The following is a 26181-nucleotide window of genomic DNA, read 5'->3' as shown; positions in this document are numbered from 1 at the left end:
GCGGGCATACCTGCGGCGCCGAGGTCACTGCACTCGACGCGAAGAGGGGTTCTCGCCGAGCCCGCCGGATCAGCGCGCGAGGCGCTCGGCGATGCCGGTGTACGTGGCGGGGGTCAGAGCCAGAAGACGCTGCTTCGCGGCATCCCCGATCTCGAGCTTCTCGACGAACTCGGCCAGCTCCGTCGCGCCCACGCGGTGTCCGCGGGTGAGCTCCTTCAGCAGCGCGTAGGGGTCGCTGATCGATGAGCGGCCCGCGACCACCTCGGCCCGGATCACGGTCTGGATAGCCTCGGCCAGCACCTCCCAGTTCTGATCGAGGTCGTCGAGCAGAACGTCACGGCGCAGCGAGATGGCGCCCAGGCCACGGCGCAGGTTGTCGAGGGCGAGCAGCGAGTGACCGAACGCGACGCCGATGTTGCGCTGCGTGGTCGAGTCGGTCAGGTCGCGCTGCAGGCGCGAGGTCACGAGCGTCTGCGACAGCGAGTTCAGCAGCGCACCCGAGAGCTCGAGGTTCGCCTCGGCGTTCTCGAACCGGATCGGATTGATCTTGTGCGGCATCGTCGACGAGCCGGTCGCACCCGCGACGGGGATCTGTGCGAAGTAGCCCAGCGAGATGTACGTCCAGATGTCGGTGGCGAGGTTGTGCAGGATGCCGCCGGCGTGACGCACGCGGTCGTACAGCTCGACCTGCCAGTCGTGCGACTCGATCTGCGTAGTGAGGATGTTGAAGCCGAGGCCCATGCCCTCGATGTACTCGCGGGCGATCGTCGACCAGTCGGCGTCGGGGTCGGCCGACAGGTGCGCCGACCAGGTGCCGGTCGCGCCCGAGAACTTCGCCAGGTAGTCGGATGCGGCGATCTGCCCTCGCACGCGCTCGAGGCGCCACGCGAAGACGGCGAGCTCCTTGCCCATGGTCGACGGCGTCGCCGGCTGGCCGTGGGTGCGCGACAGCATCGCCGCGTCGGCGTGCTCGACGGCGAGCTCGCGCAGCGTGGCGATCACGAGGTCGAGGGCAGGCAGCCACACTTCTTCGACGGCGCGCTTCACCGTGAGGGCGTACGAGGCCGAGTTGATGTCTTCGCTGGTGCACGCGAAGTGCGTGAGTTCGGCGATGGCATCCAGCCCCAAGGTCTGAAGCCGGTCGCGAACCAGGTACTCGATGGCCTTCACATCGTGCTGCGTGACCGCTTCCTTCTCGGCCAGCCAGTCGATCTCGGCCTGACCGAACTCGCGGTACAGCGCACGCAGACGCTCTTTGTCGGCATCCGCCAGCGGCGACGTCCCGAACAGCGACCGATCGGTGAGGGCGATCAGCCACTCGACCTCGACCTCGACGCGGGCGCGGTTGAGCCCTGCCTCCGAGAGGTAGTCGGCGAGGCCCGAGACGGCGGCCTGGTAGCGGCCGTCGAGGGGGCTGAGCGGCTGGGTCGGAAGCGAGGGCAGAGAAGTCAGGGCAGGTCCTCCTGCTCAGGGTCCCGCGTCACGCGGGACGGCGATGGGATGCCCGCACAGCCGGTTCGAGCTGCGCGAAGAGGCCGCGGGTGGCGGTCTCAATCATACCGAGCACCGAATCGAACATCGCAGGCCCTGCGTAGTAGGGATCGGGCACGTCCATGCTCGACGCACTCGGGTCGTAGGCGCGCAGCAGGATGACCTTGCCCTCGTCGTCTTCCGTGCGGGCCCAGGCGCGCAGGATGCGCTCGTGCGTGCGATCGAGTGCGATGATCAGGTCGTTCTCGGCGAACGATGCCGCGCTGAACTGCTTGGCGCGATGCTGCGATCCGTCGAGGCCGCGCCGGTTCAGCGCGTCGAGGGTGCGCTCGTCGGCGCGCTCGCCGACGTGCCAGTCGCCGGTTCCGGCGCTTCTCGAGACCACGCGCCGGCCGAGCCCACGCTGTTCTGAGAGCGCACGCAGCACCACTTCGGCCATCGGAGAGCGGCAGATGTTGCCCGTGCAGACGAAGATGACGCGGAAGGGATCCGGGTCGGTCATCTCACCATTCTGCCCGCATCCACTTCCGTCCCCAATCGCGTCATGCGTCGAGTTGTGCACATCGTGCGGGAACGGGGCGAGGACGGATGCCCGGTCGCCCGCACCCTGGATGCATGCTCACCACCCTTCACACCGCATCGCCGACGGCCGAAGAGGTCGCCGCACTGCTCGGCGGCGTGCGTCATCTCGACGACGCGATCGACACCATCACCCAGGTGCGGATCGAGCTGTGGCGGCTGGTCGCCGACTCGCAGTGGAGGTCGCATGCCGTGGAGGTCCTGCGCGCCTCGCTACTCGAGCGAGTCGCGGCGCTGACCGAGCACTGCGCCGCCGTCGAATCGCAGCGCAGCGCATGCATGGCAGGGATCTCATGAGCGGCGAGCTCGAGATCACGAGCGGCGGGGCGATCTCGGTCGACCCCGAGCAGATGCGCGCGGTGGCCGACCGCATGTCGGCTGTGGCCGCGCGTCTCGCCGACGCGGGCGAGAGCGTGCGGCGTGCTCATCAGACGCTGGCGTCGACCTGGGGCGCGCCTGCTCGGCCCGACCTTCCGGCCCTGTGGGCCTGCGGGCAGGCGCTCGTCGACCACGCAGACGAGCTCGCGTCGGATGCCAGGGGCACGGGCATCATGGCGGATGCCTTCGAGCTCGCCGACCTGCGCTCGCGACAGGAGATGCTGTCGATCGAGCACCCCGTCGAGGCTGGTCGGCTGCAGGGGCGCATCGACGAGCTCGTCGCGTCATATCCCGAGCTCGACGCGATGGCGGTCTCGATCGAGGCGGCGTGGGAGAAGCGGTCGCAGGAGGGCATGCTCGATCAGTGGCTCGACGCCTTCGCGCTGGGCGCGATGAGGCTGGCGGCTCTCGTACCCATGCGCGTGCTCACCCGGATGCTGGGCGATGCGACCGACGCGGCCGGCTCGGCCCTCCCGGGAAAGCGGGTCACGGGCGGGGCCCCGCCTGTCGCGGTGGCGCAGGTGTCGCGGTCGAGCGTCGGCGGATCGGCGACGACGCTGACGCAGCTGGTGCAGCGCCTGCCCGGCGGTGAGGCGCAGGTCGCCGTCGAGAAACGCACCCACGGCGACGGCTCGGTCTCGTACGTGGCCTACATCGACGGCACGCGCAGCCTCGGTTTCGCGGGCGACGATCCGTGGGACATGGGGTCGAACTGGGATCTGTACGCGGCGGGGGAGCAGAGCGCGGCATACGCCGCGACCGTCGAGGCGCTCAGGCTCGCGGGCGCCGAGCCGGGAGCGCGCGTCGACGTGGTCGGATACTCGCAGGGCGCGGCCATCGCCGGAGCGGTCGCCATGAGCGGCGTCTACGAGACCTCGCGAGTGATGATCGTCGGCAGTCCGACGGTGCCCGTTCTCGACGAAGAGCAGACGCTGATCCGCGCGTTCCACACCGACGATCCGGTCGGAGCCGGCCTCAGCGGAGGCGGGCCGGCCGGCGCCACAGGATCCGCGGAGAGCATCACCATCTCGCGCGAGTACGCCACGCATGGAGAGGCCACGTCGGTGCACTCCCACTTCCGCGACGCCTATGACCAGACCCTCGAACTTGCCGACGAGTCGGGCGACGCCCGCGTCGTGGCATTGCGAGCGGGTCTCGAGACCGAGGCGGCCGACGTCGTCTCGGTCGAGCGCACCGAGTACCGGGCGAGCAGGCCGTGAGGCGGCCACCCCGTCCGCGTCAGCGGCGCTTCTTCTTCTCCTGCGGCCGCAGCACGGCGCCGAAGATCGCGTTGATGATCGAGATGAGGAAGGCGGCGACGACACCCCACCAGAACGAGTCGACGGTCAGACCCCAGCTGAAGGCACTGGTGATCCACGCGGTGATCCACAGCAGCAGCCCGTTCACGATGAACGAGATCAACCCGAGCGTCAGGATGTACAGCGGGAAGGCGACGATCCTGATCGCCGTGCCGATGATGGAGTTCACCAGTGCGAACACCGCTCCGACCGCGAGGAAGGTCAGGGCGATCTGCAGGTCGCCGCCCGGTTCGAAGGGGCGGATGCCGATCCCGAGCAGCGGGATGAGCGTGACGACCCAGATGGCGAAGGCGTTGATGACGACACGGATGAGGAATCGCATCTGCTGATCCTGCCACGTGACAGACGGTCCCGCGACGAGGCGTGCGTCGCGGATTCCCGTCTCGAGGATGGCCCCAGGAGGGTCAGGTGGGTGCGGCTCATAGACTGATGCCGTGACTGAGCCGATCCTGCCCCGCATCCGCCCCGAGATCGCCGCCCTGCCGCCGTACCGACAGGGCAAGCAGGCAGGGCCCGACGCGTTCAAGCTCTCGAGCAACGAGAACCCGTTCGACCCGCTTCCCTCGGTCGTCGAGGCGCTGCAGCACACCACTCCGGTCAACCGCTACCCGGATGCCTCCGCCGCCGCGCTCCGCGCCCGGCTGGGCGAGAAGTACGGTGTCTCCGCCGACGCCGTTCACGTCGCATCCGGCAGCGTCGCGATCCTGCATCAGCTCGTGCTTGCGACCTCGTCGATCGGCGACGAGGTCGTCTTCGCATGGCGCTCGTTCGAGGCGTACCCGAGCCTCCCGCTGGTCGCCGGGGCGACCGCCGTGCAGGTCCCGCTGGCATCCGGCGCGCGTCACGACCTCGACGCGATGGCGGATGCCATCACCGACCGCACCCGCGTGATCATCGTCTGCACGCCGAACAACCCCACCGGCCCCATCATCACGAGCGCCGAGTTCGCGGCGTTCGTCGAGAAGGTGCCGCAGGACGTGCTGATCGTGCTCGACGAGGCGTACGCCGAGTTCGTCACCGCCCCCGACGCCGTCGACGGCCTCGCCGAGCGTGTGTTCGAGAAGCACCCGAACGTCGTCGTGCTGCGCACGTTCTCGAAGGCCTACGGGCTCGCCGGGCTGCGCGTCGGCTACGCCATCGGCGATCCGCGTGTGCTCGACGCCGCTCGCACGACCGCCATCCCGCTGTCGGTGACCTCGGCAGCCGAACGCGCCGCGATCGCCAGCCTCGACGCCGAGAGCGAACTGCTCGAGCGCGTGGCCGTGATCGTCGAGCGTCGCGACCGCCTGGCCGCACGCTTGCGCGAACTCGGCTGGAAGGTGCCAGACGCTCAGGGCAACTTCGTCTGGCTGCGCACCAAGGAGCACACCTCCGAGGCAGCAGCCGCGTTCGACGCCGCCGACCTCATCGTCCGCCCGTTCCCCGGCGACGGCATCCGCATCTCTGTGGGCGAGGAGCAGTCGATCGAACGGGTGCTCGCCGTCGCGAAGTCACTGCTCTGACCTCGCCCCTGACGCGAAAAGTCCAGGTTCCGGGCACTTAGTAGGGTCCCCTAGGTATGCGTGACCTGGCATGCCGGCGTGGGTAGCGTGGGTCACGTGACCCCGATCGAAGCCCCTCTCGTTCGCGTCCTCGCCGACGACGGCAGCTACGCACCATCGGCTGACGCCGAGCGCTATCTGCCCCTCATCGACGCGCTGACCGACGCCGAACTCGAGCAGTTCTACCGAGACATGGTCGTCATCCGCGCGATCGACACCCAGGCCACCAACCTGCAGCGCCAGGGCCAGCTCGCCCTGTGGCCGCCGAGCCGCGGCCAGGAAGCGGCGCAGGTCGGATCCGCCCGCGCCGCCCGCGCCCACGACACGTTGTTCCCGTCATACCGCGAGCACGCCGTCACCCGCATCCGGGGCGTCGACCCGGTCGACATCCTCAAGGTCATGCGCGGCACCTCGCACGGCGGCTGGAACCCGACCGATCCGCAGAACGGCAACACCCGCATCTACACGCTCGTGCTCGGTTCGCAGACCCTGCACGCCGCCGGCTACGCGATGGGCCTCGCCTTCGACGGCCGCACAGGCACCGGTGACCCCGAGCGCGACGAGGCCGTCGTCGTCTACTACGGCGACGGAGCCTCCAGCCAGGGAGACGTGCACGAGGCGATGGTCTTCGCCGCGAGCTACGACGCCCCCGTGCTGTTCTTCCTGCAGAACAACCACTGGGCGATCTCGGTGCCCGTCGAGACCCAGTCGAAGGTGCCTCTCGTGAGTCGTGGCGCCGGGTACGGCATCCCCTCGGTGCGAGTCGACGGCAACGACGTGCTCGCCAGCTACGCCGTCTCGCGCACCCTGCTCGACGAGGCGCGCAGCGGACTCGGCCCGCGGGCGGTCGAAGCGGTCACCTACCGGATGGGCGCCCACACGACCAGCGACGACCCGACCAAGTACCGCGGTTCCGACGAGGAGCAGCGCTGGGCGCAGCGCGACCCGATCGCCCGCATGCGGGCCTTCCTCGAAGGACGCGGTGCCCCGGCATCCCTCTTCCAGGAGACGGATGCCGAGGCGGCCGACGCCGCAGAAGACCTGCGCAGCCGCGCCATCACCCTCACCTCGCCGGAGCGCTCGCTGATCTTCGACCACGTGTACAGCGATCCCCATCCGCTGATGGCCGAGCAGAAGACGTGGCTCAACGACTACGAGGCCTCGTTCGAGGGAGGAGCGCGCTGATGACCATCGAGACGATGCCCATGTCGAGGGCCCTGAACGCCGGACTCCGCAAGGCGATGGAAGACGACCCGCGCGTGCTGCTGATGGGCGAGGACATCGGCCGCCTCGGCGGCGTGTTCCGCATCACAGAGCACCTGCAGCGCGACTTCGGCGACCGCCGCGTGCTCGACACCCCGCTCGCCGAATCCGGCATCGTCGGCACCGCGATCGGACTCGCGATGGCCGGGTTCCGTCCGGTCATCGAGATCCAGTTCGACGGATTCGTCTTCCCCGCGTTCGACCAGATCACCTCGCAGCTCGCGAAGCTGACGAACCGGCACGAGGGCGCGCTGTCGATGCCGGTCGTCATCCGCATCCCCTACGGCGGGCACATCGGAGCCGTCGAGCACCACCAGGAGAGCCCCGAGGCGTACTTCACGCACACGCCGGGCCTGCGGGTCGTCTCGCCGTCGACCCCGAATGACGCGTACTGGATGATCCAGGAGGCGATCCGCTCGAACGATCCCGTCATCTTCCTCGAGCCGAAGAGCCGCTACTGGCAGAAGGGCGAGGTCGAGCTCGAGGCATCCGCCCTGCCGCTGCACGCCTCGCGCATCGTCCGTCGCGGCACCGATGTGACCCTCGTCGGCCACGGCGCGATGGTCACGACCCTGCTGCAGGCCGCCGCGCTCGCCGAGGCCGAGGGAACGAGCTGCGAGGTCGTCGACGTGCGCTCGCTCTCACCCGTCGACTACGGTCCGATCCTCGACTCGGTGCGCTCCACCGGGCGCATGGTCTACGCGCAGGAGGCCCCTGGGCACACCAGCGTCGGCAGCGAGATCGCCGCGACCGTCATGGAGCGCGCGTTCTACGCACTCGAGGCGCCGGTGCTGCGGGTCTCGGGCTTCGACACCCCGTTCCCGCCCGCCAAACTCGAGGGCACGTACCTGCCGGATGCCGACCGCATCCTCGAAGCCGTCGACCGCTCCCTCGCCTACTGACCCTTCATGTTCGCAATTCAGGAAGAATCCGCGCGATCTGCTCGCACTGTGCACCAGAGCGGTCGTCCCGGCACCTCCTTCCTGAGTTGCGAACGCCGCTCCGGCCGAAAGGACTCGCAATGACCACTCAGACCTTCACCCTTCCCGACGTCGGCGAGGGCCTCACCGAAGCCGAACTCGTCGCGTGGAAGGTCGCCCCCGGCGACACCGTGGCGATCAACGATGTCATCTGCGAGATCGAGACTGCGAAGTCGCTCGTCGAGCTGCCCTCCCCGCACGCCGGGGTGGTCGGCGAGCTGCTCGTCGCCGAAGGGGTCACGGTGGAGGTCGGCTCGCCGATCATCACCTTCGTGGCCCAGGCGGACGCGGCGGATGCCGGTATCGCGGTGAACCCGACTGATCCCGCGGCACCACCCGCGACCGACGAGGGCGGCGGCTCGGTGCTCGTCGGCTACGGCACCGGGGGAGGGGCGACCTCACGCCGCCGCAAGCCGGCCGAGCGCCCTGTGCGCTCGTCGGTGGGCGTGATCGCGAAGCCGCCGATCCGCAAGCTCGCCCGTGACTTGAACGTCGAGCTCACCGAGGTCACTCCGACCGGTGCCGACGGCGAGGTCACCCGTGACGACGTCGTGAAGCACGCGGAGCAGGCGAGCGTCTTCCGCAACATCCAGACTCCTGAGTGGGGGGCTGTGCGTGAGGAGAAGCTGACGGTAGCGCCGAAGGTCGACGACGGTCGATCCGAGTCGATCCCGGTCAAGGGCGTCCGCAAGGCCACCTCGTCGGCAATGGTGCAGAGCGCGTACTCGGCCCCGCACGTGACCGTGTGGAAGGAGATCGATGCGACCCGCACGATGGAGCTCGTCAAGCGGCTCAAGGCGTCGCCCGATTACGCCGACATCCGCGTCTCGCCGCTGCTGATCATGGCGCGTGCCGTGATCTGGGCTGCCCGTCGCACTCCGATGGTCAACGCCGCATGGGTCGACACCGACGCGGGCGCCGAGATCGTGGTGCGTCACTACGTGAACCTCGGCATCGCCGCCGCGACCCCGCGCGGGCTGCTGGTGCCGAACATCAAGGACGCCCAGGACCTCAGCATGAAGGACCTCGCGCGGTCGCTGAACCGCCTGACCCTCACGGCCCGCGAGGGAAAGACGACCCCCGCGGATCAGCAGGGCGGCACCATCACGATCACGAACATCGGCGTCTTCGGCATGGACGCAGGCACCCCGATCATCAACCCCGGCGAGGCCGGCATCGTCGCCATGGGCACGATCGCCCAGAAGCCGTGGGTCGTCGACGGCGAGGTGCGTCCCCGCTGGGTCACGACGGTGTCGGGCTCGTTCGACCACCGCGTCATCGACGGTGACGGCATGAGCCGCTTCATCGCCGACGTCGCCTCGATCCTCGAGGAGCCCGCCCTGCTCGTCGACTGACGCCTGCGGGTGAACGGAAGGGAATCGGATGAACGACGACAGGATCGCCTGGCGCGACGGACGCTGGACGCATCCGCCCGTCGCTGCAGTCGAGCACGGGGACGACCTCGTCGTGACCGCCGCAGAGGGCAGCGATGCCTGGCGCCTCACCTCCTACGGCTTCGTGCATGACAGCGAGCACGCGCTGCTCGCTCCCTTCCCGCAGGACACCGCGGTCGAGGTCGAGTTCGCCGCCGCGTTCTCGCAGCAGTTCGATCAGGCCGGGGTCTTCGTGCGCATCGATGACGAGCACTGGGTCAAAGCGGGGGTGGAGTACGCCGACGGGCAGCCTCAGCTCGGTGCGGTGGTCACCGACGGCAGATCCGACTGGTCGGTCGCCCCTGTTCCCGAGTGGCTGGGTCGCCGCGTGCTCGTGCGGGTCAGCAGGTCGGGCGATGCGCTCACGATCCGGGCATCCGTCGACGGCGGCGAACTGCGCCTGGTGCGGGTGGTGCCGTTTCCGCCCGAGGCGCACGCCGAAGCCGGTCCGCTGATCTGCGCACCTACTCGCGCCGGGTTGACCGTGCCGTTCCACGCCTGGCGCACGACGGCTGCCGACGCCGCGCTGCACTGACCTGCCGAGAGGTCAGAAAAGCACGGGAGGCGTCGCCTTCCGGTGCTTTTGTGAACTTTCGGCGGATGCTGCAGCGCCGAGGGCGAGTCAGACGTTCTCGTGCGATGAATTCGACACGTCGAGCAGGCGGTGCTCCTCGCCCTTGAGCCAGGTCGCCGCCTTCGGCACGTGCTGCTCGATTCGCGCCTCGTGCCGTGCCTGGCGCAGCGCATGCACGATCGCGAACCGGATGATGGCGTACAGGACTCCGGCGAACGCGAGGATCTGAAGAGCCCAGCTGCCGATCATCAGTGCCTGCATGTGGTCCTCGTTCCGTCCTTCGCCGGATCTGAGATCCAGGCCCTGCACGACAGCGTAGCCCGCGGCCCGCGCCCCCGCCCCCGCCCGCGCCGCCGCGCGCCCCCGCCCGCCCCCCGCCCGCCCCCGCCCGCCCGCCCGCGCCCCCGCCCGCGCCCCCGAGAGGTCACGAAGGCACCGGAAGCCCCGCCTTCCCGTGCCTTCCTGACCTCTCGACACGGGAAGCCCCGCCTTCCCGTGCCTTCCTGACCTCTCGACTCCGCGTGACTCACGTACCGTGGTGAGGATGAGCGACGTCCACTCCCTCGACAAGCCCGCCGATGACGCAGCCTGGTGGCGCCAGGCCGCCGTCTATCAGATCTATCCCCGCAGCTTCGCGGACGCCACCGGCGACGGGATCGGCGACGTGCGGGGCATCCTATCCCGAGTCGACTACCTGGCCGAGCTGGGCATCGACGCCGTCTGGCTGAGCCCGTTCTACCCGTCGGCGCTCGCCGACGGCGGCTACGACGTCGACGACTACCGCGACGTCGACCCGCGCCTCGGCACCCTCGACGAGTTCGACTCGATGGTCGCTGCCCTGCACGAGCGCGGCATGAAGGTGATCATCGACATCGTGCCGAACCACACCTCGAACCGGCACGAGTGGTTCCGGGAGGCGCTCGCCGCCGGGCGGGGGTCGGCGGCTCGTGACCGGTACATCTTCCGCGAGGGCAAGGGCCCCGACGGGGCCGAGCCGCCGACCGACTGGGTCTCCGTATTCGGCGGCCCCGCGTGGGAGCGGGTCGAAGACGGCCAGTGGTACTTCCACAACTTCGCCACCGAGCAGCCCGACCTGAACTGGGGCAACCCCGAGGTGCGCGAGGACTTCCTCACCACCCTGCGCTTCTGGTCGGACCGTGGCGTCGACGGCTTCCGCATCGACGTGGCGCACATGCTCACGAAGGATCTCAGCGAGCCGCTGCCCAGCAGCGCCGAGCTCGCGCTGCTGCCGCAGGACGGCACGCACCCGCTGATCGACCGCGACGACGTGCACGAGATCTACGCCGAGTGGCGCACGGTGTTCGACTCGTACGACCCGCCGCGCACCGCGGTCGCAGAGGCGTGGGTGTCCACGCCCGAGCGCCGAGCGAAGTACGCGTCGGCGAAGGGCCTCGGGCAGGCGTTCAACTTCGACCTGCTGGTCGCCGACTTCGATGCGGCGGAGTTCCGTCGCATCGTCGCAGACAACCTCGCGCAGGCGACGCTGAGCGGTTCATCGACGACATGGGTGCTCTCGAACCACGACGTCACCCGGCACGCGACCCGCTACGGGCTGCCGCCCCTCAACGGCCGCCCGGTCAAGCAGGGGGTCGAGTGGGTGCGCGCCGGCGGGCCGGAGGAGCAGCTGGACCGAGATCAGGGACGCCGTCGCGCGGAGGCGGCCACCATGATGCTCCTCGGCCTGCCTGGCAGCACCTACCTGTACCAGGGCGAGGAGCTGGGACTGCACGAGGTTGCCGCGATCACGCCCGAGCAGCGTCAGGACCCGGCCTTCTTCCGCGGCGGCGAGTTCGACGGTCTCGGCCGCGACGGATGCCGCGTGCCCCTGCCCTGGACGGCCGAGGGCTCGTCGTTCGGATTCGGGTCGAACGGCGCTCACCTGCCGCAGCCCTCCTGGTTCGCGCAGTATGCGGTCGATGTCGAGGCGGCCGATCCGGCATCCACCCTCTCGCTCTACCGTGAGGCGCTGAGGCTGCGCCGCGATCTGCAGACCGATGAGAAGCTCGAGTGGCTCGAGACCGATCGCGTCGACGTGCTGCGCTTCGCCCGGCCCAACGGCTGGCAGGTGGTGACGAACTTCGGCACCGAGCCGTTCGCCCTCGGCGCCGACGCGGATGCTGTGGTGCTGACCACCCGGCCGCTGCACGGCGGCGCCCTGCCGGGCGAGGCGACCGCCTGGCTCAGGGCCTGACCCGCTGAAGATCAGAAACGCACCTCCGAACGTCGTCGGAGGTGCGTTTCTGATCCGTGCAGCCGGGGCCGTGCAGCCGGGCTCGGTCAGGCCGGGCGCGGTCAGACGGAGCGGCCGCCCAGCGGAGCCTTGGCGGCGTAGACGCCGCCCTTCGACTCGAAGGACACGGCGAGCACGGGGGAGGCCTTCGTGCCCTCGAGACTGCTGCCGTTCCCCGTGGCAGCCGTGCGTGCTCCGAAGCGCAGTTCGGTGCGTCCCGACGACACCTGCTTCTCGGCGCTGCCGATCACCTGCGATCCGTCCCAGAGATAGACGCGCACGGTACCGGCCCGCGGGGTCTGCAGCGCGACCGTGACGACCCCGGCCGAGATCGACGATCTCAGCACCTTGAGCTCGTGGCTGGTCGGGGGGAACCCGCCGAGGGGGACGTTGTCGCTCGCGGACTGCAGGATCGACTGCGGCGAAGACACCGAACGGGCGGCGGTGTCGGGCAGCGTCGGCTCTTTCGGCCGGCTGCCCGCATCGGCGATGCCGTCGAGGGTGATGATCCCCCAGCGCCACGGATCGGCTCGCATCCCGGGGAACGTCGACCAGCCGACGCGCCGCTGCGCAGCCTTGTTCTGCGTGTCGGAATCGTTGATGACGACGTTGAACCCCACGTGCTCGGGGTCGAGGTTGTCGGGGAGGACGGCGAACGGGATCTTCACCTCCATGTCATAGCCGGCGTACTCGGCTTCGGTCGCTGCCATCCGGACCTCGACCTGCATGCCCGGTGCGGTGATCGCCGCTTCACCCTGCCAGTTGTCGCGGTCGCGGCCGACGCCAGGGGCGCCCGTCATGGAGTCCATCGAGGGCATGATGCCTGCGATGAACGTCTGCGCGGTGTTGCCTGCGACGCCGCGCGGGTCGATGTAGATCTCCACCGAGTCCGTGCGCCGCTGCCTCTTGTTGTCGCTTCCGGGCAGGATCGTGCCGCGCACGTCGTCGACGACCGACAGGAACAGGTAGAAGTTCGCATCGTCGTGGGTGATCCAGGTCTGCGCGCTGATCGACGGGGTCGTGCCGCCCATGGGCGAGCCGTCCCAGATGGTGTCGACGGGGATCGGCTCACCGGGGTACTCGCCATCCCGGCGGATGCCGTCGACCACCGGAGCGGTGGAGGAGCGCTGCACGGCGTAGGTCGGCACCAGGTTCATGGTGACGGCGCGCTCGGCCGCGCCGGCCTCGCTCGTCGCCGAGACGGTCACAGGCCAGCTGCCCTTGTTGGGTGCACGGTTCGCGGTGGGAATCGACGTGTCGGTGTTCGTCACCTCGAAGGTGATCGTCGCGGTCTTGCCCGCCGCCAGTCCCGCGTACGACTTCTGCGCTGGCGACGCGGTGAAGCCCGTCGGCAGTGTCAGCGACACCGAGCCGGATCGGGTCTGCGACGAGAAGTTCTCGACGACGATCTCGAGGGTGCGCGTGCGTCCCTGCCCGATCGCGAAGAGTTCGGGCACGAGGACGTCGAGGTGCTTCATCCCCAGTCCGGCTGTCCACGAGCGGAACTCCTGGATCTCGTCGAGGGGGCGGATGGTCGCCTCGACTGCCCCGGCGACGCGCAGCTGCGCGAACGTCGTGCCACTGGCCCCTCCTGCCGCCAGAGTCGCGTCGACCCGCACCTGCGTTCCTGGTGCATCGTCCGATCCGGCGGTGACCTGGAACGTCGCGGTGTGCGAACGTCCGCGATTCAGTGCCGGCACGTCGACGGCGCCGCTGGTCGACCAGCCGTCGGGCACGGTCAGGGTCAGCCGTCCGGCAGCGAGTCGGGACGATGGCGGAGCGGTGATGATCACCTGCACCGTGCTCTTCTCGCCTGCGACGACTTCGAAGCGGGCGGGGCGGACATCGACCAGAGTGCCGAGCGGCAGGCCCCCGTCGATCGGCAGAGCGGCTCCTCGCAGCGCCGCGTCGCCGCCGGAGCGAGGGTCGGTGAGGGGAGAACGGGAGTGGATGACCGTGAACCAGGAGTTGGAGATCTTCGCCGGGTCAGTGGGGCCGGCGGCGAACTCCGCCCATCCCTGGGTCACGTAGGCCCAGCGTGCGAGGTCGAGCATCTCCGACCAGCGCTTGCCGTGGCGGGCGCTGGGGGTTCCGTTCCAGCATCCGAAGACGACATCGGATGCCACGGTCGGGGCGTATCCGGCGGCGACGCCGCCCTCGCCCGTCGCTCCCGAGCCGTTCGCTCCGGAGCGGAGGATGCGGCGCGGCTGCCAGGGCTCGAATCCCTCGTCGAAGTGCTCGGGGTACCGATCAGGGTCGCCGGCCGCGAGATAGGCCTCGACGGCGAACATCGCCGCCTGCTGATGGTTGCCGTGGTTGCCCTCGACAGCGGAGGGGTTCATCGTGACGATGACGTCGGGCCTCGTCGCCCGCACGACGCGCACGATCCGGTTGAGCACCGCGCCGCCGTCCCAGACCTGGTACGAGAGCGGTGCGCTGGCGGTGTAGTAGAAGTCGAGCCCGTCGAGGTTGAAGATGTTCTCGATGCCTGCGTAGCCGACCGCCTTGCGCTCCTCGGCCTCGCGCAGCATGCCGAGCGGCGGACCTTCTTCGAGACCGACGGCGTTCCCGCCGCCCTCGCCGCGGGTCACGGTGATGACTCCGGCCTTCATGCCCTCGTACTCGTTCCACTGTCCGAACACGCCGAGATTGCCGGCCTCGTCATCGGGGTGGGCGCCGATGAAGAGCACGTTCAGCTTCGTGGACTCGCGCGGGGCGCTTGCGAGCGCCTGCTCGGCGGGCGTGAGGCCGCTGATGTGCGCGCCGGTGACGGCAGCGGCGATGCCGAGCGCACCGCCGGCACGGAACAGGCCCCTGCGGGTCAGCGTGTAGTCGGAGAGGGTATGACGATCGTCCATCGTTGGACCAGCCTTTCGCCCGGGCGCACGCCGATGTCGCGCTCCGAGCCGTCGATGAGAAGGAGAGGAGTCACTTTATTTCTGTCCAGAAATAAGTGCTGCACCCATTCCACTCGCCTGCCCGCTGGTCGTCAACGCCGGAAAATAAGTGCACGCTCGGTCAGGCCCGACCGCGCGCCAGCAGCACGGCGCCTCTCAGGGAGGCGTCGGCGTCGAACTGCGACAGCACGATCTCAGGGGCGTAGGGCAGTGCCGCCGCGAGGCGCGCTGAGAGGGGATCGAGAAGCGCACTTCCCGCCCGCGTCATCCCGCCGCCGATCGCGATCCGCGACGGATCGACAGTCAGGGCCGCGGTGATCAGGTGGCGCGCGATCTCGTCGACCGCCTCCCGCCACATCGTCGCCGCCGTCGCCGACGAACGCGCGTCCGCGACCAGCTGCGCGACGTCATGGGCAGCGACATCACCGGCTGCTGCGATGCGCCGCTCAAGACCGCTGCCTCCGGCGTACTCCTCGAGCGTCGGCGTCGAGGCATCCCAGTGCTGCACGGCTCCCACGATCCCGTAACCAACCTCTCCCGCTGCGCCGTGCGCACCGCGCAGCGGCTGCCCGTCCACCACGGGCGCGATCGCGATGCCCGTGCCGAGGTTCACGTACAGACCCACGGGCGATCCGCGCAGCGCGCCCTCGCGGCACTCTGCGAGGGCAGCCGCCTTGACGTCGTTCTCGATGGCGACCTCCACCGATCCGAACTCGACGCGCAGGCGCGCGCCGAGGTCGAGCTCCGACCATCCGGCCACATTGGGCGCGAGGTCGACTCGATCCTCGAACACGATGCCCGGCGTCGACACGCCCACCGAGGCGACGCCGCCTACCTGACCGACGAGGCGCCTCGAGGCCTCGAACGTGCGGTGGAGGACAGCGTCTGCCGGCTCCCCCTGGCCGATCCGCAGGCGGTCCTCCTCCGCACGTCCTCCTTCGCCTTCGACCCGCAGCGCGACCTTCGTGCCGCCGAAGTCGATGCCGAGGACGTTCATGCGCGCACCCTCCGCCGATGTCACGCGCTGAGAGCGGCGGTGGCCGCGACCAGCTCGTCGGCCACCCCGTCGAGGTGAGCGCGGACGTCGACCCGCCACTGCCGGAACTCCTCAGCAGTCTTCTGCCGTGCTTCCGCCATCCTGGCCACCTCGCTCGGGGCGGCGCCGCCCGTGGAGGTGCGAACGGCCACGAAGTTGTCGGCGTCCAGTGCTCGTGCGAGATCCTCGGGCGTGAGCGACACGTCCCTTCCTGCGACTTCCGTGACGACCTCGTGCACGCGCTGCGGGTCGATGGTGCGCACGTCGACCACGCCGGCGGCGTCCGCCTCGCGCACGATCCGCGAGACCACGGTGTGCGCCTGCGTGAATGTCAGCCCGCCGTCGCGGACCAGTGTGTCGGCCAGCTCCGTCGCGTTCGCGAACGAGGCGAGGGCGCGCTCGCGCATGATGTCGGTGTTCACCTGAATGGTGCCCAGCACTCCGCTGAGCAGGTGCAGTACGTCGGTGAGGGTCTCGACCGCGCGCCACGCGTAGGGCTGCAGGTCGTCCTCGGTGTCGACGATGTCGCCGAACGGCGTGTTGTGCATCATGGTCAGCACGGTCGCCGCGCTGGCCGACGCCGCGGAGAGCAGCGACCGGGAATGCTCGATCGAGACGGGATTGCGCTTCTGGGGCATGATCGACGAGATCTGCACGTAGGGGGCGGCCACCCGGTACAGCCCGAATTCGGCCGTGCACCACGTGAGGAAGTCGACGCAGCTGCGCCCCGTGTCGATCGCCATCAGCTGCAGTGCGACGGCGGAGTGGGCGATGTAGTCGGTCGCGGCGACGGCGTCGTACGAGTTCTCGACCAGGCCTCGGAAGCCCAGCAGGCGCGCCATGTGGTCGCGATCGATCGCGAAGCCGGTGCCGGTCAGCGCCGCCCCGCCCATGGGGGAATAGTCCAGGCTCTCGTAGGCCTGCTGGACGCGGCGGATGTCGCGCCCCAGCACATCGGCGATCGCGAGGAAGCGGTGCCCCAGGATCGAGGGCTGAGCGGGCTGGGTGTGGGTGTGCTCGAGCGACAGGGTCGACGCGTGCTCCGCCCCCAGGCGCACCAGCGTCTCGTAGAGCTCACCGGCCGCGTCGAGCACCTGCAGCAGCTGGCGTCGCATGACCATGCGGTACAGGGTCATGCCCATGTCGTTGCGGCTGCGTGCGGTGTGCAGGCTCCCTGTGACCTCGCCGCCGATGCGCATCATCTCGTGCTCGACCGTGAAGAAGAGGTCTTCGAACCGCCCGTCGTACTCGCTGGCCGCGAGCGCCTCCAGATCGAGTCCGTCGATCGAGCGCGCGATCACCGCGGCGTCCTCGTCGTTCAGGATGCCGGCGCTGTGCAGCATGACCAGGTGCGCGCGGTGGATCTGGATCATCGACGGCAGCAGCATCCGCTTCGCCTGGTCGTACGCGGGTCGCAGCACAGCAGTGGTGTAGCTCTCGCCCGGGAACGTCTCTCCATCGCGCTGGATGATCTCGTCACGGTTCATTGCTTCTTCTTCTTTCAGTGGTGTGGCGGAATGCGGGGTCGTGGCGGAGGCGATCAGAGCGCGGTGGCGGTGGCTTCTCTGGCCTCCATCCGGCGCGTGACGATCAGCACGCCGAGCACGAGCAGGACCTGGATCATGCCGTACACCGATCCGGTGCCGATGTTGCCCTGGTAGTTCTCGTTGTTGATGGCGATCGACAGAGGCACCCATGCCGGCGTGTAGATGAGGATGCTGGCGACGAACTCGCCGACGCCGTCGACGAACGCGAGCAGAGCGCCGGCCATGATTCCGCGGGAGATCAGCGGCAGCACGACGCGCCTGAATGCGTACCACCACGTGGCGCCGAGGCTGCGTGCGGCGTCTTCGAGGTTCGGATCCAGCTGCGAGAACGATGCGAACGTCGAGCGGAAGATGAGCGGGTTGAATCGCACGAAGTAGGCCAGGGGCAGGATCGCGAACGTGCCCACGAGAACCTGCCCGAAGGCGAACGGCGACGGGCTCGAGAAGGCGGTGATCAGGTTGATCGCGACGACCGTGCCAGGCAGAGCCCAGGGCAGCATGATGGCGATGTCGAGGGCGAGCTTGCCGCGGAACTGCAGACGGCTCATGACGTAGGCCGCTCCGGCGCCCAGGATCATCGCTCCGCCCACGGCGATCACGCTCATCAGCAGCGAGTTGGTGACCGGCCTCCAGAACTCCGCGCCGCTGAACAGCTGAGCCCACCACTCCAGTGTGTAGCCGCTGGGCAGCACGCTGCGCAGCCATCCGCCCTTCGCGGTGAACGAGAGCACCGCGATCATCACGATCGGCAGCACGAGGAACAGGGTGGTCGGCACGGCGATGACGAGCAGCAGCACCTTCACCGGAGTCGAGGTGACCGTTGAGCGCTTGCGTCCGCCGCCCTTGGACTGGGTGCGGTACACCTTGCGCTGCTCGTACGACCGGATGATGGCCAGGAACACGATCGAGATGATCGCGAGCGCCGTCGAGATGATCGACGCCAGGCGCATGTCGCCGTTGGTCTTGGCGATCACGATCTGCTGCGTCATCACGTCGGTGTACTGGAACAGCAGGGGCGCCGTATAGGACGACATCGCAGACATGAACGTGATGAGCGAGCCCGCGACGAGCGCAGGGGTGAGCATCGGCAGGATGACCCGCATCCAGATGCGCGCCTTGCCGGCGCCCATCGATGCGGCTGCCTCCTCGAGGGAGGCGTCGGAGTTGGTGAGCGCCGCTGAGACGGTGAGGAAGAAGTAGGGATACATCGTCATGGCGTGCACGATGAGCACTCCGCCCAGGCCCTGCAGCCAGAACGCCTGCTGGTCGAGGCCGAACCAGGCCTCCATCGCGAACGGGATGCGACCGCCGACGCCGAACAGCAGCTTGAAGGACCACACGCCCATGAGGGGCGGAAGCGCGATCGGCAGCAGCGCGAGCACCTGGCAGATGCGCCGGCCGGGGAAGTCCCAGCGGGTGAGCAGGATGGCGACGAGTGTGCCGAGCACGCCGGCGCAGAGCACCGAGAGCAGCGACAGCACGATCGATCCGCCGATCGCCGACGTCTGGGTGGGGTTCGCGAAGAAGTCGCTCCACGCTTTGAAGGAGAAGCCGAGCACCGCCGCCTTGTCCTGCGAGACGCTGCGTCGTGCCGTGGCGATCATGGGACCGATCACGTATCCGAGCAGCACGATCAGCAGCAGAGCGAGCGTGAGCACGGTCGACCAGCGGCGGCGGATCCACGGCGGGCGCTTCGACGGGCCGGTCACCCGCTGCGCATTCGTGAGAGTGGTCATCGCTGCTCCGCCGGAACGCAGTACGCCGACTCGGCGGGCAGCACGACGCGCAGGGCATCGCCTCGCTGCGGGCGCGCGTGGGTGCCGGTGAGGTCGACCTTGATGCGGCCGATGGGCGTGTCGAGCTCGCACGAGAGGGAGTAGCCGACGAAGTCGACGTCGGCGACGGTTCCCGAGACGACGTTGTGCGTCTCGTCGGATGCTGCAGGGCGCACGCTCTCGGCGCGCACGGTCGCGACGACTGCGGAGCCGACCTCGAACGCGACTCCGGGCGCCGCGTTCTCGACGAGCACCTCGAGGGTGCTGCCGTCGGCCAGCTCGAGCGCCGCTCTTCGGCCGTCGACGCGGCGCACGACGGCATCGAGCAGGTTGTTGCGTCCCAGGAAGCCGGCGACGAAGGCCGTGCGGGGCCGGCTGTACACCTCGTCGGGTGTGCCGACCTGGTGCACCATCGCGGTGTTCATGACGGCGATCCGCGTCGACATGGCCAGCGCCTCGGCCTGGTCATGCGTGACGTAGACCGAGGTGATGCCGGTCTCGGCGTGCAGGTCGCGCAGAGCGCCGCGCATCTCGAGGCGCAGCTTCGCGTCGAGGTTCGACATCGGCTCGTCCAGCAGAAGCAGCTGGGGGCGGAAGACGAGCGCTCGGGCGAGCGCGACACGCTGCTGCTGCCCGCCCGAGAGCTCGTCGACGCGGGCGCCCGCCTGTGCGGCGAGCCCCACCTGTGCGAGGACGTCGCGGATGCGACGCTCGGCCTCGGCCTTCTGCACCTTGCGCACGTCGAGTCCGAATCCGACGTTGCGGGTGACCGACATGTGCGGGAACAGCGCATAGTTCTGGAAGACCAGACCCACGTCGCGCTTGTTCGCCGGCGCATACGTCACGTCGCGGTCGTCGAAGTGGATCGTGCCGCTGTCGGGTTCCTCGAACCCGGCGATCATCCGCAGCGTCGTCGACTTGCCGCACCCCGACGGGCCGAGCAGGGTGAAGAACTCCCCGTCGGCGATCGTCAGGTCGATGCCGTCGACGACGGTCCCCGATCGGGCGAACGACTTGCGCAGCTGGTGCAGTGTGACCGAGACCATGTGTCAGATCAGCCCTTGTCCTTGATGTTGTCGGCCCAGTACGTCATCCACTGGTCCTGGTTCTCGGCGAACACGGCCCAGTCGATCTTCATCTCGTTGAGCTCGAAGTCCTTCATCCAGTCGGGCTGGTCGGCCTCGGGGATCTCCATCGCCGGGATCTGGTAGTAGTCGGCGGCGAGCTTGGCCTGCATCTTGGGCTCCATCAGGAAGTCCATGAACGCCTGGCCTGCGGCCTGCTGCTTCTCGTTCTTGATCACGGCCACCCCGTCGACGAGCACGGGGGCACCCGACTTCGGCATGATGTAGTCCCACGGACGGTTGTTCTTGAGCGGCTGGATGAGGGCATCCTGCATGTTCCAGACCGTGACCTGACCGGTGCCCTGGTCGAGCTGGGTGTACATGTCGTCCGGCGTCGCCGCGTACGAGACGGTGTTGGCGTCGATCTTCTTCAGCAGGTCGTAGCCGGCATCCGGCTTGCCGTCCTTCTCGAACGCCGAGTAGACCATCGACGCGTAGATCGTGCGCATGGTGCCCGAGGGCATGACGTCGCGGATGACGATCTTGTCCTTCCACTCAGGGTCGGCGAGATCGGCCCAGTCCTGAGGCGCCGACTTCTCGTCGAGCAGATCGGAGTTGTAGATGATGACCTCGGGCAGCAGCATCTCTGCGATCCAGCGGTCGTCGGCGTCCTTGTACTTGTCGTCGACGGCGTCGCCGTTCTTCGGCTCGTACGCTGCCAGCAGGCCTTCGTCTGCGGCCTGCTCGAACTGCTGCTGCGTGCCGCCCCAGAGGAAGCCCGCCTGCGGGTTTCCGGCCTCTGCGCGCATGCGGTCGAGGTTCTCCTGAGCACCGGCGATGACCGTGGTCACCTTGCCTGCGTACTCGGGATGCTCCTTCTCGAACTCGGACACGACCCAGGCGACCTCGTCCTTGTCGCGTCCGGTGTAGATGGTGAGGCTCTCGCTGGGCTTGAGCTCGGAGTCGCTCTGCGAGGGCTTCTCGCTCGCAGTGGGCTCGACGTCGCCTGCGCAGCCGCTCAGGACCAGTGCGCCGGCCGTGGCGAAGGTCGCGAGCCCCAGGAGGCGGCGACGGGTGGTGTATGCCTTCATTTTCTTCCTCGTCGAAGTCGTGCGGCGGGTGCCGCGGGGTGGTGGGTAAGGGATCGGATGGATGGGATGCTGCTCACAGACCTCCCGCCAGGAGCTGCTGCCAGCAGCGGTTGAGGGCGGAGTCCAGAACGGCGTCCGGATTCGGCTGCGCGGAGCGCACCTCGGGGAGGAACGGCAGCTCACCGCGAAGCGGGTCGAGCATCTCGCGGTGCTCGACGTCGCGGAACGCTCGCGCATGCCCGCCGAGCAGGATCACGTGCGGATCGAGCAGGGCCGTGATCACGGCGATAGCGTGCGAGAAGGCGGCGATGACATCGGCCCTGATGCGCCGAGCCGCATCGTCGCCGCCGTCGGCGAGGACGAGGAGCCGCTCGATGGCGGGATCGGCGACCTCGTGGCCGGCGGCCTCGAGACGCGCGGCGATCGCACGGGTCGAGGTGGTGTCCTCGAAATCGGTGCGGTCGTTGGTGCTGAGCGGCGACAGGCCGATCTCGCCTGCAGCGCCGTGGTCGCCCTCGATGAGGCGCCCGCCTGCCACGATTCCTGCGCCGATGCCACGGGCGCCGAGGTACAGGTAGACGGCATTGCGGCCTGCCCTGACGCCGAGGCTGCGGCGTTCCGACGCCATCATGAGATTCACGTCGTTGTCGATCGTGACGACGACGCCGAACCTTTCGCGCAGCAGAGAGCGCAGGGGCACCTCGGCGGTCCAGCCGAGATCGGGTGCGGCGCTCACATCGCCCGTGTCGGCATCGACCACGCCGGGCACGGCGACCCCGATGCCCAGCACGCGCGGGGTGCGCTCGACGAGCGCGGCGATGGTCTCGATGATCGAATCGGGGCTCACCACCCCGTCGACGGGGTCGGCGCGCGTCTCGCTGATGATGCCCCCGTGCAGGTTCACGCACCGGGCTCGCAGACCATCAGAGGTGCAGGAGACGGCGAGCAGCGCACCGTGATCCCTCACCACCTCGAGCCGCACGGGCGGTCGCCCGATGGCCTGAGCCTGCGCGCCGACCTCGCGCAGGATGCCGTCGTCGATCAGGCCGCGCACGAGACGGGTGATCAGAGACGAGCTCACTCCGAACTGCTCGACCAGGTCGGAGCGGCTCTTGCGCTGCTCGTGCAGGGCTCCGACGACGCGCGCTCGCTGCGTGCGTCGATCGGCGAGGGCGAGGGTGGGACGGGACATCAGCGGATCCCGTCCTGCTCAGCGCGGGGCAGCAGGCTGGTCTCGTACTGCGGTCCGGTGCGGTGCCCTCCCTTGACCCGGATGAACCATTCGCGGTCCTGGATGCGCATCCCCCGACCCGAGGCGAGGATCCAGTACGGCTCGCGCACCGTGAGCTGTGTGCGGTGGCACGCGAGGGCGGCGGTCTTCGCGGCGAGGTGCTGCGAGACGTCGAACTCGACGTCGATCGCTCCGTCGTCGTGTACCCCGTCGGGGTAGGCGGCGGGGTCGGGGTCCACCCAGAGCCCGAGCTGATCGGCGCGCGTGGCGAGCTCGGTGAGCTCTTCGACGATCAGATCGCGCGGCACGGCTGTCCAGTAGACGAGGGGCACGTCCCACGCCTCCGCGTCGAGCGGGGCGGCCGGATCGGCCGCGAGTTCGAGGCCGCGCATGGTGACGCGGTGCGTCTGAATGTGGTCGGGGTGCCCGTACCCGCCGTTCGGGTCGTAGGTGATCACGACCTGCGGTCGGGTCTCGCGGATGATCGCGGCCATCAGCCGTCCGGCCTCGTCGAGGTCGGCCTGCCAGAACGCGTCGGGCCGGTCGTTGGCGTCGATGCCCAGCCGCCCGGAGTCGCGGTAGCGGCCTTCTCCGCCGAGGTAGCGGTGATCCCTCACCCCGAGGGCGGCTATCGCGGCGGACAGCTCACGTGCCCGCTCGGGGCCGAGCGCATCGTCGTGGTCGGCATGCAGATGCTGCAGCTCGGGCACGGCGATCCGCCCCTGCTCGCCCCGCGTGGATGTGACGACTGTGACGCCGTGTCCTTCTGCGACGAGGCGGGCGATCGTGCCTCCCGTCGCGCAGCTCTCGTCGTCGGGATGCGCGTGAGTGAGAAGGAAGTGCGATGCGCTCGCCATGTCGGTCTCCTCTGATCGTGCCCCGGCTTCTGTGCCGGATGACTTAGATTCTGGCAGCAAGAATCTAAGTGCGACACAGCGGAAAATAAGTCGCCTCATCCGCCGAGTTGAGAATGGTTATCATTAACGCTTAGAGTGGACGCATGCAGAAGCGCCTCTCCGTCCTCGCCATCGCCGCCGTCTCCGCTCTCGCCCTGACGGGATGCTCAGCCACGGCCGACACAGGTGATGACGGAGCTCTCCAGGTGGTGGCATCGACCAACGTCTACGGCCAGCTCGCTTCGCAGATCGGCGGCGACCGCGTCGAGGTCACCAGCCTCATCGACTCGGCCGAGAAGGACCCGCACGGGTATGAGGCCACGGCGCGCGATCGCCTCGCGGTGCAGAAGGCCGACCTCGTCATCGAGAACGGCGGCGGCTACGACGCCTTCATGCAGGAGCTGATCGACGGATCGGATGCCGTGGTGATCACGGCCGCGGAGTTCTCGCACGACTACCCGGACGCCGTCGTCGAAGACCACGACGAGCACGCAGACGAGCACGCCGAAGGAAGCGAGCACGCAGACGAGCACGCCGAGGAGGAGGCGGGGCACGAGGGCCACTCGCACATCGAGGGCTTCAACGAGCACGTCTGGTTCGACGTGCACACCATGTCGCACGTCGCGGAGCAGATCGCTGCGGATCTCACCGAGATCGATCCCGCAGGAAAGTCCGAGTACGAGGCCGCCGCCGAGAAGCTCGCCGCCGACCTCGAAGGCATCGAGGGCGAGCTGCACGCCCTGCACGAGAAGCTCGAGGGCACGCCCGTGTTCATCACCGAGCCGCTGCCCGGCGCGCTCGCCGCGGCTGCCGGCCTCGACGATGTCGCACCCGACGGCTTCGCCTCGGCTGTCGAAGAGGGCAACGAGGTCGCACCCGCGACTCTGCTCGAGTCGCTCTCGCTCGTCGAAGACGGCAAGGTGCAGGCGGTGCTCGCCAACGCGCAGACCGGCGGGGGCGAGACGAGCCGCATCGAGGATGCGGCGAAGGCCGCCGACATCCCGGTGATCACCTTCCATGAGCTGCTCGAGGCCGACCAGTCGTACGCTGAGTGGATGCGCACCGCGATCTCCGACCTCGCCGCCGCTCTCGGCGGATGAGCCGCGCTCATCACGCGCCCGAACGCGCATCGATCCTCGAGATCCGCGGGGCCGCGCTGCAGCGAGGCGACCGCGAGCTGTGGTCGGGGCTCGACCTCGACGTCGCCCCGGGCGAGTTCCTGGCCGTGCTCGGGCCGTCCGGCTCCGGCAAGACCACGCTGCTGCGCAGCATCCTGGGTCTGCAGCCGCTCTCGGCCGGCAGCATCCGGGTCGACGGCCGCACCGCCCAGCGAGGCGACCGCCGGATCGGCTATGTGCCGCAGCAGCGTCCGCTCGCGCCGGACACGAGCATGCGCGCGCGCGACCTCGTCGCTCTCGGCGTGAACGGCACGCGCTTCGGCTTTCCTCTCCCGCGCCGCGGCGATCGTGAGCGCGTCGATGCGCTGCTCGAGGGCGTCGGCGCTGCGCACTATGCCGAGCGTCCCGTCGGGCTGCTCTCGGGCGGCGAGCAGCAGCGGCTGCGGGTCGGTCAGGCGCTCGCCGACGACCCGGCGCTGCTGCTCTGCGACGAGCCCCTCTCGGGTCTCGACCTGGCGAACCAGCGCGCCATAACCGGCATCATCGACCGGCAGCGCAAACAGGGTGCAGGCGTGCTGTTCGTCACCCATGACGTCAATCCGATCCTCGGTCTCGTCGATCGCATCCTGTACATCGCCGGCGGGCGCTTCGTACTCGGCACCCCCGATGAGGTGCTGCAGAGCCGCGTGCTCACCGAGCTGTACGGCACCGCGGTGTTCGTGCTGCGGGCCGGCGACCGGCTGGTGGTCGTCGGCGCACCGGATGCCGAGGGCACCCACGCGCACGAGCACTCCGCAGACGAGAGCCACCCGGGGGCCCACGCATGAGGCCGCTGCTCGACTGGGGAGACGTCTTCTCGTTCCAGGACTACGGCGAGCTGCTCGCCCTGCTGTCGAACTCGATCATCGCCGGCGCCGCGCTCGGCATCGTCGGCGGTCTGATCGGGGTCTTCGTCATGCAGCGCGACCTCGCCTTCGCGGTGCACGGTGTCAGCGAGCTGTCGTTCGCGGGCGCCGCTGCTGCGCTGCTCTTCGGCGGCAGCGTGGTGGCCGGCTCGCTCGGCGGCGCGCTGGTCGCCGCGATCCTCATCGGCGTGCTCGGCGCGAAAGCCCGCGACCGCAACTCCATCGTGGGCGTGCTGATGCCGTTCGGCCTCGGCCTCGGCATCCTGTTCCTGTCGCTGGTCGAGGGCAGGACGGCCAACCGGTTCGGCCTGCTCACCGGCCAGATCGTGTCGGTGTCGAGCCCTGATCTCAGCTGGCTGATCGGCATCTGCGTGGTGGTGCTGATCGGGATGCTCGTGATGTGGCACCCCCTTCGCTTCGACTCGCTCGACCCCGAATCCGCTGCCGCGAGGGGCGTGCCGACCCGGGTCGTGAGCCTCGCGTTCATGGTGCTGCTCGGCCTGATCGTGGCGGTCAGCGTGCACATCATCGGCGCACTGCTCGTGATGGCCCTGCTCGTGACCCCCGCCGCCGCCGCGATGCGTCTGTCCGCAGGACCGGTCGCCGTGCCGCTGCTCGCGGCCCTGTTCGGCTTCGTGTCTGCCGTTGGCGGCATCCTGCTGGCGCTCGCGGGAAGCCTGCCGGTGAGCCCGTACATCACCACGATCTCGTTCCTCATCTACGCGAGCTGCTGGGTCGCGCAGCGGATGCGTGGGCGTGTGCGCCGGCTGGCCGCGTGACGGTCTGTGCCGCTCGTCAGGACGCCGGTGACC

At 69.2% G+C, this 26181-nt stretch carries 23 protein-coding genes; 11 read left to right on the top strand and 12 right to left on the bottom strand.

Annotated elements, in window-relative coordinates; genetic code table 11:
* Positions 1-69: 69 nt before the first annotated feature.
* Together purB and JOE67_RS07995 are read right to left on the bottom strand one after the other, a co-directional pair.
* The gene (gene purB / locus JOE67_RS08000) at positions 70-1443 is read right to left on the bottom strand and encodes an adenylosuccinate lyase (RefSeq protein ID WP_204976783.1); all 1374 of its coding nucleotides are present in this window, start codon (positions 1441-1443) and stop codon (positions 70-72) included.
* 37 nt (positions 1444-1480) lie between these two features.
* Positions 1481-1993, bottom strand: coding sequence for a low molecular weight protein-tyrosine-phosphatase (locus JOE67_RS07995; RefSeq protein WP_204974949.1), 513 nt, complete (start codon positions 1991-1993; stop codon positions 1481-1483).
* 113 nt (positions 1994-2106) lie between these two features.
* Here JOE67_RS07995 and JOE67_RS07990 point away from each other — a divergent pair, with 113 nt between their 5' ends.
* Positions 2107-2367 carry a hypothetical protein gene (locus JOE67_RS07990; RefSeq protein ID WP_204974948.1) on the top strand — a complete coding sequence of 87 codons (261 nt, stop codon included), beginning with the start codon at positions 2107-2109 and terminating at the stop codon, positions 2365-2367.
* Positions 2364-3668, top strand: coding sequence for a WXG100 family type VII secretion target (locus tag JOE67_RS07985; RefSeq protein WP_204974947.1), 1305 nt, complete (start codon positions 2364-2366; stop codon positions 3666-3668). The genes JOE67_RS07990 and JOE67_RS07985 overlap by 4 nt, the downstream gene beginning before the upstream one ends.
* Before the next feature lie 19 nt (positions 3669-3687).
* On the opposite strand, the gene JOE67_RS07980 is transcribed toward JOE67_RS07985, so the two are convergent.
* The gene (locus JOE67_RS07980; protein ID WP_204974946.1) at positions 3688-4089 is read right to left on the bottom strand and encodes a phage holin family protein; all 402 of its coding nucleotides are present in this window, start codon (positions 4087-4089) and stop codon (positions 3688-3690) included.
* A 112-nt stretch (positions 4090-4201) separates the two neighbouring features.
* Here JOE67_RS07980 and JOE67_RS07975 point away from each other — a divergent pair, with 112 nt between their 5' ends.
* The 5 genes from JOE67_RS07975 (at position 4202) to JOE67_RS07955 (ending at position 9519) form a co-directional block, all read left to right on the top strand.
* The gene (locus JOE67_RS07975) at positions 4202-5269 is read left to right on the top strand and encodes a histidinol-phosphate transaminase (RefSeq protein WP_204974945.1); all 1068 of its coding nucleotides are present in this window, start codon (positions 4202-4204) and stop codon (positions 5267-5269) included.
* Positions 5270-5365: 96 nt separating this feature from the next.
* Positions 5366-6493, top strand: coding sequence for a thiamine pyrophosphate-dependent enzyme (locus tag JOE67_RS07970; RefSeq protein ID WP_204974944.1), 1128 nt, complete (start codon positions 5366-5368; stop codon positions 6491-6493).
* Positions 6493-7473 (top strand): alpha-ketoacid dehydrogenase subunit beta, encoded by a 981-nt coding sequence (locus JOE67_RS07965; protein ID WP_204974943.1) that lies wholly within the window; start codon positions 6493-6495, stop codon positions 7471-7473. The genes JOE67_RS07970 and JOE67_RS07965 overlap by 1 nt, the downstream gene beginning before the upstream one ends.
* Positions 7474-7592: 119 nt before the next feature.
* Positions 7593-8906, top strand: a complete 1314-nt coding sequence (locus tag JOE67_RS07960; RefSeq protein ID WP_204974942.1) for a dihydrolipoamide acetyltransferase family protein — start codon at positions 7593-7595, stop codon at positions 8904-8906.
* 28 nt (positions 8907-8934) lie between these two features.
* The gene (locus tag JOE67_RS07955; protein ID WP_204974941.1) at positions 8935-9519 is read left to right on the top strand and encodes a DUF1349 domain-containing protein; all 585 of its coding nucleotides are present in this window, start codon (positions 8935-8937) and stop codon (positions 9517-9519) included.
* A gap of 87 nt (positions 9520-9606) precedes the next feature.
* Here JOE67_RS07955 and JOE67_RS07950 read toward each other — a convergent pair whose 3' ends face one another.
* Complete coding sequence (locus tag JOE67_RS07950; RefSeq protein ID WP_204974940.1) at positions 9607-9819, bottom strand: hypothetical protein; 213 nt, start codon at positions 9817-9819, stop codon at positions 9607-9609.
* Between the two features lie 283 nt (positions 9820-10102).
* On the opposite strand from JOE67_RS07950, the gene JOE67_RS07945 reads away from it, so the two are divergent.
* The gene (locus tag JOE67_RS07945; protein ID WP_204974939.1) at positions 10103-11770 is read left to right on the top strand and encodes a glycoside hydrolase family 13 protein; all 1668 of its coding nucleotides are present in this window, start codon (positions 10103-10105) and stop codon (positions 11768-11770) included.
* A gap of 101 nt (positions 11771-11871) precedes the next feature.
* On the opposite strand, the gene JOE67_RS07940 is transcribed toward JOE67_RS07945, so the two are convergent.
* From JOE67_RS07940 to mshB, 8 genes are all read right to left on the bottom strand, one after another.
* Complete coding sequence (locus JOE67_RS07940) at positions 11872-14667, bottom strand: PIG-L family deacetylase (RefSeq protein WP_204974938.1); 2796 nt, start codon at positions 14665-14667, stop codon at positions 11872-11874.
* A 160-nt stretch (positions 14668-14827) separates the two neighbouring features.
* The gene (locus JOE67_RS07935) at positions 14828-15703 is read right to left on the bottom strand and encodes an ROK family protein (protein WP_204974937.1); all 876 of its coding nucleotides are present in this window, start codon (positions 15701-15703) and stop codon (positions 14828-14830) included.
* Between the two features lie 20 nt (positions 15704-15723).
* Entirely contained in the window at positions 15724-17229 is a 1506-nt protein-coding gene (argH, locus tag JOE67_RS07930; RefSeq protein ID WP_204974936.1) for an argininosuccinate lyase, read from the bottom strand.
* A gap of 53 nt (positions 17230-17282) precedes the next feature.
* Positions 17283-19025: an ABC transporter permease gene (locus tag JOE67_RS07925; RefSeq protein WP_204974935.1), complete on the bottom strand. Its 1743-nt coding sequence runs from the start codon at positions 19023-19025 to the stop codon at positions 17283-17285.
* Entirely contained in the window at positions 19022-20110 is a 1089-nt protein-coding gene (locus tag JOE67_RS07920) for an ABC transporter ATP-binding protein (protein ID WP_204974934.1), read from the bottom strand. The genes JOE67_RS07925 and JOE67_RS07920 overlap by 4 nt, the downstream gene beginning before the upstream one ends.
* 8 nt (positions 20111-20118) lie before the next feature.
* A complete protein-coding gene (locus JOE67_RS07915; protein ID WP_204974933.1) occupies positions 20119-21219 on the bottom strand; it encodes an extracellular solute-binding protein in 1101 nt (366 codons plus the stop codon).
* Between the two features lie 73 nt (positions 21220-21292).
* The gene (locus tag JOE67_RS07910) at positions 21293-22411 is read right to left on the bottom strand and encodes an ROK family protein (protein WP_204974932.1); all 1119 of its coding nucleotides are present in this window, start codon (positions 22409-22411) and stop codon (positions 21293-21295) included.
* The gene (gene mshB, locus JOE67_RS07905) at positions 22411-23307 is read right to left on the bottom strand and encodes an N-acetyl-1-D-myo-inositol-2-amino-2-deoxy-alpha-D-glucopyranoside deacetylase (RefSeq protein ID WP_204974931.1); all 897 of its coding nucleotides are present in this window, start codon (positions 23305-23307) and stop codon (positions 22411-22413) included. The genes JOE67_RS07910 and mshB overlap by 1 nt, the downstream gene beginning before the upstream one ends.
* Positions 23308-23450: 143 nt before the next feature.
* On the opposite strand from mshB, the gene JOE67_RS07900 reads away from it, so the two are divergent.
* Genes JOE67_RS07900 through JOE67_RS07890 form a run of 3 tightly spaced genes read left to right on the top strand, consistent with a single transcriptional unit; the run spans position 23451 to position 26148 of the window.
* Complete coding sequence (locus tag JOE67_RS07900) at positions 23451-24446, top strand: metal ABC transporter solute-binding protein, Zn/Mn family (protein ID WP_204974930.1); 996 nt, start codon at positions 23451-23453, stop codon at positions 24444-24446.
* Positions 24443-25291, top strand: a complete 849-nt coding sequence (locus JOE67_RS07895) for a metal ABC transporter ATP-binding protein (protein ID WP_204974929.1) — start codon at positions 24443-24445, stop codon at positions 25289-25291. Before JOE67_RS07900 ends, JOE67_RS07895 begins: the two co-directional genes overlap by 4 nt.
* Positions 25288-26148 (top strand): metal ABC transporter permease, encoded by an 861-nt coding sequence (locus tag JOE67_RS07890; RefSeq protein WP_204974928.1) that lies wholly within the window; start codon positions 25288-25290, stop codon positions 26146-26148. The genes JOE67_RS07895 and JOE67_RS07890 overlap by 4 nt, the downstream gene beginning before the upstream one ends.
* Positions 26149-26181: the final 33 nt, after the last annotated feature.

The sequence above is a fragment of the Microbacterium esteraromaticum genome (assembly GCF_016907315.1).
Lineage (GTDB): Bacteria > Actinomycetota > Actinomycetes > Actinomycetales > Microbacteriaceae > Microbacterium > Microbacterium esteraromaticum.
This window is presented reverse-complemented; position numbering and strand designations above follow the sequence as displayed.

Bases quoted from the DNA above. Each gene is read 5' to 3' on its own strand.
- JOE67_RS07995 (WP_204974949.1), bottom strand. From the start codon at position 1,993: ATGACCGACCCGGATCCCTTCCGCGTCATCTTCGTCTGCACGGGCAAC.
- JOE67_RS07990 (WP_204974948.1), top strand. From the start codon at position 2,107: ATGCTCACCACCCTTCACACCGCATCGCCGACGGCCGAAGAGGTCGCC.
- JOE67_RS07985 (WP_204974947.1), top strand. From the start codon at position 2,364: ATGAGCGGCGAGCTCGAGATCACGAGCGGCGGGGCGATCTCGGTCGAC.
- JOE67_RS07980 (WP_204974946.1), bottom strand. From the start codon at position 4,089: ATGCGATTCCTCATCCGTGTCGTCATCAACGCCTTCGCCATCTGGGTC.
- JOE67_RS07965 (WP_204974943.1), top strand. From the start codon at position 6,493: ATGACCATCGAGACGATGCCCATGTCGAGGGCCCTGAACGCCGGACTC.
- JOE67_RS07960 (WP_204974942.1), top strand. From the start codon at position 7,593: ATGACCACTCAGACCTTCACCCTTCCCGACGTCGGCGAGGGCCTCACC.
- JOE67_RS07955 (WP_204974941.1), top strand. From the start codon at position 8,935: ATGAACGACGACAGGATCGCCTGGCGCGACGGACGCTGGACGCATCCG.
- JOE67_RS07950 (WP_204974940.1), bottom strand. From the start codon at position 9,819: ATGCAGGCACTGATGATCGGCAGCTGGGCTCTTCAGATCCTCGCGTTC.
- JOE67_RS07945 (WP_204974939.1), top strand. From the start codon at position 10,103: ATGAGCGACGTCCACTCCCTCGACAAGCCCGCCGATGACGCAGCCTGG.
- JOE67_RS07940 (WP_204974938.1), bottom strand. From the start codon at position 14,667: ATGGACGATCGTCATACCCTCTCCGACTACACGCTGACCCGCAGGGGC.
- JOE67_RS07935 (WP_204974937.1), bottom strand. From the start codon at position 15,703: ATGAACGTCCTCGGCATCGACTTCGGCGGCACGAAGGTCGCGCTGCGG.
- argH (WP_204974936.1), bottom strand. From the start codon at position 17,229: ATGAACCGTGACGAGATCATCCAGCGCGATGGAGAGACGTTCCCGGGC.
- JOE67_RS07925 (WP_204974935.1), bottom strand. From the start codon at position 19,025: ATGACCACTCTCACGAATGCGCAGCGGGTGACCGGCCCGTCGAAGCGC.
- JOE67_RS07920 (WP_204974934.1), bottom strand. From the start codon at position 20,110: ATGGTCTCGGTCACACTGCACCAGCTGCGCAAGTCGTTCGCCCGATCG.
- JOE67_RS07915 (WP_204974933.1), bottom strand. From the start codon at position 21,219: ATGAAGGCATACACCACCCGTCGCCGCCTCCTGGGGCTCGCGACCTTC.
- JOE67_RS07910 (WP_204974932.1), bottom strand. From the start codon at position 22,411: ATGTCCCGTCCCACCCTCGCCCTCGCCGATCGACGCACGCAGCGAGCG.
- mshB (WP_204974931.1), bottom strand. From the start codon at position 23,307: ATGGCGAGCGCATCGCACTTCCTTCTCACTCACGCGCATCCCGACGAC.
- JOE67_RS07900 (WP_204974930.1), top strand. From the start codon at position 23,451: ATGCAGAAGCGCCTCTCCGTCCTCGCCATCGCCGCCGTCTCCGCTCTC.
- JOE67_RS07895 (WP_204974929.1), top strand. From the start codon at position 24,443: ATGAGCCGCGCTCATCACGCGCCCGAACGCGCATCGATCCTCGAGATC.
- JOE67_RS07890 (WP_204974928.1), top strand. From the start codon at position 25,288: ATGAGGCCGCTGCTCGACTGGGGAGACGTCTTCTCGTTCCAGGACTAC.